Source organism: Arthrobacter sp. TB 26 (genome assembly GCF_000427315.1).
Taxonomy (GTDB): domain Bacteria; phylum Actinomycetota; class Actinomycetes; order Actinomycetales; family Micrococcaceae; genus Arthrobacter.
The window spans coordinates 1-6,280 of sequence record NZ_AUPJ01000417.1; the positions used below are offsets into that span (position 1 = coordinate 1).

The 6,280-nt window shown below is 66.7% G+C and carries 6 protein-coding genes; 4 read left to right on the top strand and 2 right to left on the bottom strand.

Going from position 1 to position 6,280, the window contains the following annotated elements; translation table 11 throughout:
- On the bottom strand, window positions 1–890 hold an 890-nt coding region (locus tag K789_RS0115965), incomplete at its 3' end, for a DUF6350 family protein (RefSeq protein ID WP_024367630.1).
- 251 nt (window positions 891–1,141) lie between these two features.
- On the opposite strand from K789_RS0115965, the gene K789_RS0115970 reads away from it, so the two are divergent.
- Window positions 1,142–1,546 (top strand): DUF4383 domain-containing protein, encoded by a 405-nt coding sequence (locus tag K789_RS0115970; protein ID WP_237739619.1) that lies wholly within the window; start codon window positions 1,142–1,144, stop codon window positions 1,544–1,546.
- A gap of 343 nt (window positions 1,547–1,889) precedes the next feature.
- Entirely contained in the window at window positions 1,890–2,786 is an 897-nt protein-coding gene (locus K789_RS0115975; protein WP_024367632.1) for an HNH endonuclease, read from the top strand.
- A gap of 15 nt (window positions 2,787–2,801) precedes the next feature.
- Here K789_RS0115975 and K789_RS0115980 read toward each other — a convergent pair whose 3' ends face one another.
- A complete protein-coding gene (locus tag K789_RS0115980) occupies window positions 2,802–4,184 on the bottom strand; it encodes a phenylacetate--CoA ligase family protein (RefSeq protein ID WP_024367633.1) in 1,383 nt (460 codons plus the stop codon).
- A gap of 249 nt (window positions 4,185–4,433) precedes the next feature.
- Here K789_RS0115980 and K789_RS0115985 point away from each other — a divergent pair, with 249 nt between their 5' ends.
- Both K789_RS0115985 and K789_RS0115990 read left to right on the top strand, forming a co-directional pair.
- Entirely contained in the window at window positions 4,434–5,870 is a 1,437-nt protein-coding gene (locus K789_RS0115985; protein ID WP_024367634.1) for a flotillin family protein, read from the top strand.
- The gene (locus K789_RS0115990) at window positions 5,870–6,118 is read left to right on the top strand and encodes a hypothetical protein (RefSeq protein ID WP_024367635.1); all 249 of its coding nucleotides are present in this window, start codon (window positions 5,870–5,872) and stop codon (window positions 6,116–6,118) included. The genes K789_RS0115985 and K789_RS0115990 overlap by 1 nt, the downstream gene beginning before the upstream one ends.
- Window positions 6,119–6,280: the final 162 nt, after the last annotated feature.

The window sequence follows — 6,280 nt, forward strand, 5'->3', positions numbered from 1 at the left end:
AGCGGCCCGACCGCGGTGCCGAGCGCCCCGGCCTGGGAGCCGACGCCGAGGGCGACGCCCGCGCCGGAGGTCCAGGCGAGCGCGAACACGGCCAGGTTGGGCAGGAAGCCGAGCTGCACGATGGTGAGCACGGCACCTCCCACGGGTCCGGCGTCGAGCGCTTCATAGACCGCGATCACGAGGTTCCAGTGGATGAACAGGGTGGCGGCGAGGAAGGCGCAGGACATCGCCAGGCTGGCCATCAGCGCCACGAAGCCGGCTTTGACCGCGGATCCGAGGTAGGAGCCGGCCCAGCGCGAATGCTGGCTGGTGCGGGAAAGCCAGGCGACGGCGTCGACGCCGATCAGGCGGCTCCAGGAGCCGGCTTCACGGCGCGCGCCGATCACCATGCCAAGCCCGAACGGGATCAGCGGGATGAGGGCGGCGGACCAGAGGCCCACGCCGACGTCGCCCGTGCGGCAGATGAAGCCGGTGGCCAGGCCGAAGCCGGCGTACATCAGCCAGGAGCCAAACAGCGCCTGCCAGAGCTGGTCGGTGTAGGACGCCCGGGCGAGGCGGCGGCCGGCGCGCCAGGCGAGCAGGAACGGAATCAGGGTCAGCCCGAGCGGGGTGAGCGACAGGACGCCGGACTGCGGCTGGGCCGCCGAGCCCATGCCCACGGTGTCGAGCAGCAGCGGAACGCCGTGGATCAGGAGCCAGGCCTGGCCGGCGAGGCGGGCGAGGGCGTCCGTGGCGCCGTTCTGGAACCCGGCCGTGGCCCACACGGCGACAATCGGCAGGGCCACCGCCAGGGCTGAGATGATGGCTGCCTGCGCGGATTCGAGGGCTCCCTGCAGCCACAACGGCATCGGAAGTCCACGTTCCCCGGTCTGATCAGCGCGCAGTTTCATCGTGTTCCATGGTGCCATGTGCGGGGGTTACTGCCCGGTGCGACAGGCTCAACCGCCCGAACTTGAACGTATTTTGCCCGTGTCACGGCGGTGAATCCTGAATTCAACTGCGCCCCCTGCCGGCGCTTTTTTCCCTACCCGGCCGTAAAATTGGAGTGTCCGCAATCATTGGTTGGAGGCAGAAAATGACTACCGCATCTCCACATGCACACGGTGTTCACTTCGGACGGACAGATGTCCAGAACGTCGGCATGGGTGTAGGTATCGTCCTTATAGTCGTGGGCGTCCTGGGGTTCATCCCCGGCATCACCACGCAGTACAACTCATTGGCGATCATTGGACCGAATTCCACGGCCCTGTTCCTGGGCCTGTTCCAGGTATCGATGCTGCTGAACATCATTCAGGCCCTCATCGGCGTCATAGGCGTGGTGATGTCCCGGAATAACCCCATGGGCGCCCGGAACTTCCTCATGGGCTTTGGCCTGCTGTACATCGTCCTGAGCGTCTACAGCCTCATTGTCGGTGTGGGGTCGGCGGCCAATTTCCTGTCGCTGAATGTCATGGGCGCGTGGGGTTTTATGATCATGGGCGTAGCAATGGTAGGCGCCGGTTGGCTGATGTCGAGGCATCTGGCCGAGGACGCAAAAACCCGGTAAGTGAACAACCGGGACAAAGGGAGCCGCGAATGAGTAACGTTTCATAGCAATCCGAAAATTCGTACTACCTGCTGGTGCAGTCGCCTCGCGGAAACGCAGCGACTGCACCAGCTTTCTTTGTGTGCGGGCTTGGGAGCGGAGGCTGCGCGTGCGGGCTTGGGAGCGGAGGCTGCGCGTGCGGGCTTGGTGGTGGGCGGTTCAGTGGGTGCGCGGTCGCCCGGCTTGAGAGTCTCGCCCATTCGCCACAAAGGGCCGCTATTCACCCCCGCTTAGCGGCCACTTGCGTCCAATCGCCGCATCGCAGGCTTCCACTCGCACGGACCACTCCTGCGAGAATGGCCAGATGACCGCCATCATCCTGGGCTGGAACCCGGACCGCTGGAATGACTGGAACTACACGGACGCTCTCGGGCACATCGCCGCGACCGGGCTGTCCTTTCAGGACTGGAGCGTCGGCCGCCACTCGACTGTCCCCGCGGGAACCGACGCCTGGCTGCTCCTGCAGGGCGACCATGGCCGGGGACTGGTCGGCCACGGCGTCGTGGCCTCGGACGTGGCCACGGACGCGTTCTCAGAGCTGCCCGGATCCGACTCGCCTGTTGCCAGCGACGGCACCCCGGGCTCGGCCCGGATGCTGGTGCAGGTGGCGTTCGATGCCCTCCTGCCGCCCGGTGAGCAGATCGCCGTCGAGGTTCTCGGGGATGCCCTGCCCGGGATCGCGTGGGGTGCCGATGATGTCTCCCGGCTGATCGTGGAACCGGCCGACGAAGCGGCGATCAGGGCCCTGTGGCGCGACTTCGGGCCTCCGCCCGGCCCGGACCCCACCCAGCCCGTTCCCGGCACCTACCCGCAGGACACGGTCACCCGGGTCGAGGTGAACCGCTTCGAACGTGACCCCGACGCGGGGCGGGCCTGCATCGCGCACCACGGCACCAATTGCGCGGCCTGCGGGTTCTCCTTCGAACAGAAGTACGGCGGGATCGGCGCGGACTTCATCCCGGTGCACCATCTCGTCCCGGTATCCCTGCTCGGCAGCAGCTACGAACTCGACCCCATCACGGACCTCGTCCCGCTCTGCGCCAACTGCCACGCCATGGCCCACCAGGGGGTGAGCACTCCGCGGACCGTGGCGGAGCTCCGCCGCATCATCGCCGACGCCGGGTTCCTCCGCGGGTCCGTCGTCACCGCCGAACAGCTCGAAGCCCAGCGGCAGGCGCGGGAACTCCTGGGACCCCAGTAGGTCCGCACCGCTCACTCAAGCGGACCAGACCTGCCGGAACTTGCCGCTGCGGTCGGTCCGGGGCGGCTCATCGGCATGTTCGACGGCGACTGCCCCGACCCTTTGGGCGGCGAAAAAGCTGCCCAACCGCACCTCGACAGCTGTCTGCACCTGAGCCCGGTCGGCGCCCTGGGCGACCTCCAGCCGCAGGCGCAAGGTCCCCGGCCCGGTACGGATCGCCTGGAACCGTCGCACCCCGGCAGTCTCCTCGATCACCGTGCCCAGGGCCAGCGGCAGGATCCTGACCGCGCCACCGTCAGGCGCCCCGAAAGTCACAACGTCTCCGGCACGCCCGTCGATTTTCACGGCAGGGAATGGACTGCCGCAGCGGCACGGAGCTGCTGCAAGCGTGACCCGGTCCCCGAGGTCGTAGCGGATGATGGGCTGCACCCGGTTGGCCAGGTTGGTGACGAGGACCGTGTGGGAGGTGACGCCGGCCGGGACCGGCTGGTAGTCCGCGTCCACCGGCTCGAGGATGTACCAGTCAGTGTTGACGTGGAACGCGCCCTTCCGGCACTGGCTGGTCAGGGCAGGGACTTCCGAGGAAAGATAGCGCTCGGTCACCCTGCAGCCGAGCTGCGCTGCGATGGTCGCACGGCCCGCGGCGGACAGGTTCTCGCCGGAGCTGATGGCCAGGATGGGGCGGATCCGCAGCCGCCCGGCCTGCTGCTCGGCGGCCAGTTGCAGCATCGCGCTGGGGTAGCCGTAAAGTGCCGTGGGCCTGAAGTCGTTGAGCTCCTGCACCAGTTCGGCCAGAGGCCTCAGCACGGAAAAGACCCGGACCCGCCGGGCGACGATGGGGGCGCGCCGCCGCACGGATTCCGTCAGGACCACGCCCGCGAAGTGGCCGCCTCCGGCGACGAGGGCCGCAGCCCGCAGCCCGTGGCGCAGAAACTCCCGCACTTCCGCAGCCCGGACCAGGGTCCGCCGCTCGCGAACCCGCACCACCAGGTTGACCACGACCCACGATAACCGGTCGTAAACCAGGATGGCCGGCTCCCCGGTGGTGCCGGACGTGGTCACCACCAGGTATTTCCCGCGGTAGGACCTCCCAAGCTGGGAGAGGTCAGAGAGCAATTCCGACTCCAGCTTCGCCATGGTGATGTGCGGGTCCGTCACCCAGTCGTCGAAATTCTCCATCAGCTCCCGTTTGCCTACCCGGGGAAGCTGACGCGGATCCGTGATGTCGTCCGGCACGTCCCGGTACAAGCGGCGGTAGTAGGGCGACGCTGACCGGGCAAACTCCACGAGCTCGGCAAGCCGGGCCTGCTGCCGGCGTGCGATCCCTTCCGGGCCTTCCCGTTCAGCACGCCAGACGCCCCAGGCGATCCCGATCATCGTTTCGGATACGCCGCGCATCGCGAATCACCTTTCCGGGACCGCCTGCGGTCCCACCTCCACCCTTCCACTGCGGCCGACGCCGTGACAGGGGCTTTCGTCCCCGACACATCCAATCGCTGGACTTTAGTCCGCGGAGCGCCTAAGACTGTCTACATCAGCTGGATTGGCGGCCCCGCACTTCCGCATTCGCGTCCGGCCGGGCTCTATCGGCGGAGCGGTTGGAGGCCGTGCCGCAACACCTTTTCCAGCATCGTGAAAGGACCCGGTATGCCGGAGTTTTCAGTTTTCTTCCCGCTATTTGCCACGCTCATCGGCGCGGCCGTTGTCATCGCCGTTATTTGGCTGACGACAAAACTGATGTGGAAAGTGGCTGAGCCCAATGAGGCCCTTATTATCTCGGGGCTGACGCGGGGAACCCTGGAGACCCGGGAGGGAATGGACTTCAAGATCGTCACCGGCAAGGGCGCGCTGGTGTTTCCCGGGCTGCAGACCGTCAGGACCCTGTCCCTGACCCTCAATGAAACCGAGCTCAAAGTCTCCTGTGTGACGTCGCAGGGCATCCAGGTGATCGTCGAAGGTGTCGTCATCTACAAGATCGGGGACGCCCCTCCGTTTATCGCCAACGCCGCGCGGCGCTTCCTCGGCCAGCAGCCGAAAATGGAAAGCCAGGTTTACAACGTGTTCGAGGGGCACCTGCGCTCCATCATCGGCAGCATGACCATGGAAGAAATCATCCGCGAGCGCGACAAGCTCGGATCACAGGTCCGCAGCGCCAGTGGTGTTGAAATGGAAAAGCTCGGATTGGTGGTCGATTCGCTCCAGATCAAGGACCTGCAGGATCCCACCGGCTACATCGAGAACATCGCCAAACCGCACATCGCCCTGGTCAAGATGGAGGCGCGCATCGCCGAGGCCACCAGGAACCGGGAGGCGGCGGAAAAGGAAGCTGAAGCGGAGGCGCTGATCGCGGACGCCCGCAGCGTCTCAGCCATCCGCCAATCCGAGGCGCAGGCCAACGCCGAGCGCGCCAAGGCTCACGCCGCCCAGGCCGGCCCCCTCGCCGACGCGACCGCCCGCCAGCAGGTGGTGGTCCAGGAGACAGAGGTGGCCAAGCTTGAGGCGGACCGGGAGGAACAGAAGCTGCAGACCACCGTCCGCAAACCCGCCGATGCCAAGGCCTACGCCAAGCGCACTGATGCCGAGGGCCAGAAGTCCGCCGACATTAGCGCCGCCGAGGCTCTGGCCCGGCGCACGGAGCTCGAAGCTGAGGTCAATGCCAGGCGCACGGAACTGCAGGCCAACGCCAATGCCACGGCGGCGGCAGCGGCGGCCGGGGCCACCCGGGTTACCGGTGAGGCGGAGGCTGCGGCCACGAAGGCCCGCGGCGATGCTGCTGCCTCGGCGATCAAGGCCAAGGCGTTGGCCGAGGCGGACGGCATCAAGGCACGCGCCGAGGCCCTCGGCACGAACCAGGAGGCTGTTATTTCTCAGCAACTGGCGGAAAACATGCCGGCTATCATCGCGGCTGCAGCGGAACCGTTCGCCCACGTCGGACAACTCACCGTCCTCAACGGCGGCGAGGGCATCAACCGCATGATCGGCGGAATCCTGGCCCAGGTGGGCGACTATCTCCCGGCCCTCAGGTCCGCTCTCAGGAACGGCCGGGAGGGTTCAAAGGGGCCCGCGAAAGCTCCGGATGCATGATGCACAGGGACGTTGACCGGAGCCTCACCGGCAGGGTCGGGCGGGTTACCGGACGCATCGCGCCGGGCACCATCGGCGAAGTGATGCTGCCGTTCCGTGGTGGAACAAGCGCCTTCCACGCCCACCCGTTCGACAAGACCAGCGTCTTCGCGGTGGGCGAGGAAGTGCTGGTCATCTACTACGAGCCGCCACAAACCGTTTACGTTGATGAGCTGCCGGAGGTCCTGAGGAAGGACGCCCGCGGTTAGAAGCGCCACACGGACAGACCAACTCGGGTAAATCGTGCGACTCCCGAGTGTGCAGCCGGACTTGCCCCGGCTGGACATGCTCACTCTTCGTGACAACGAGAGGGCATATAGGGACTATGTCCAGGCCCTGGCCCGGCAGGAGGGCATGTCCAGCGGACGGGG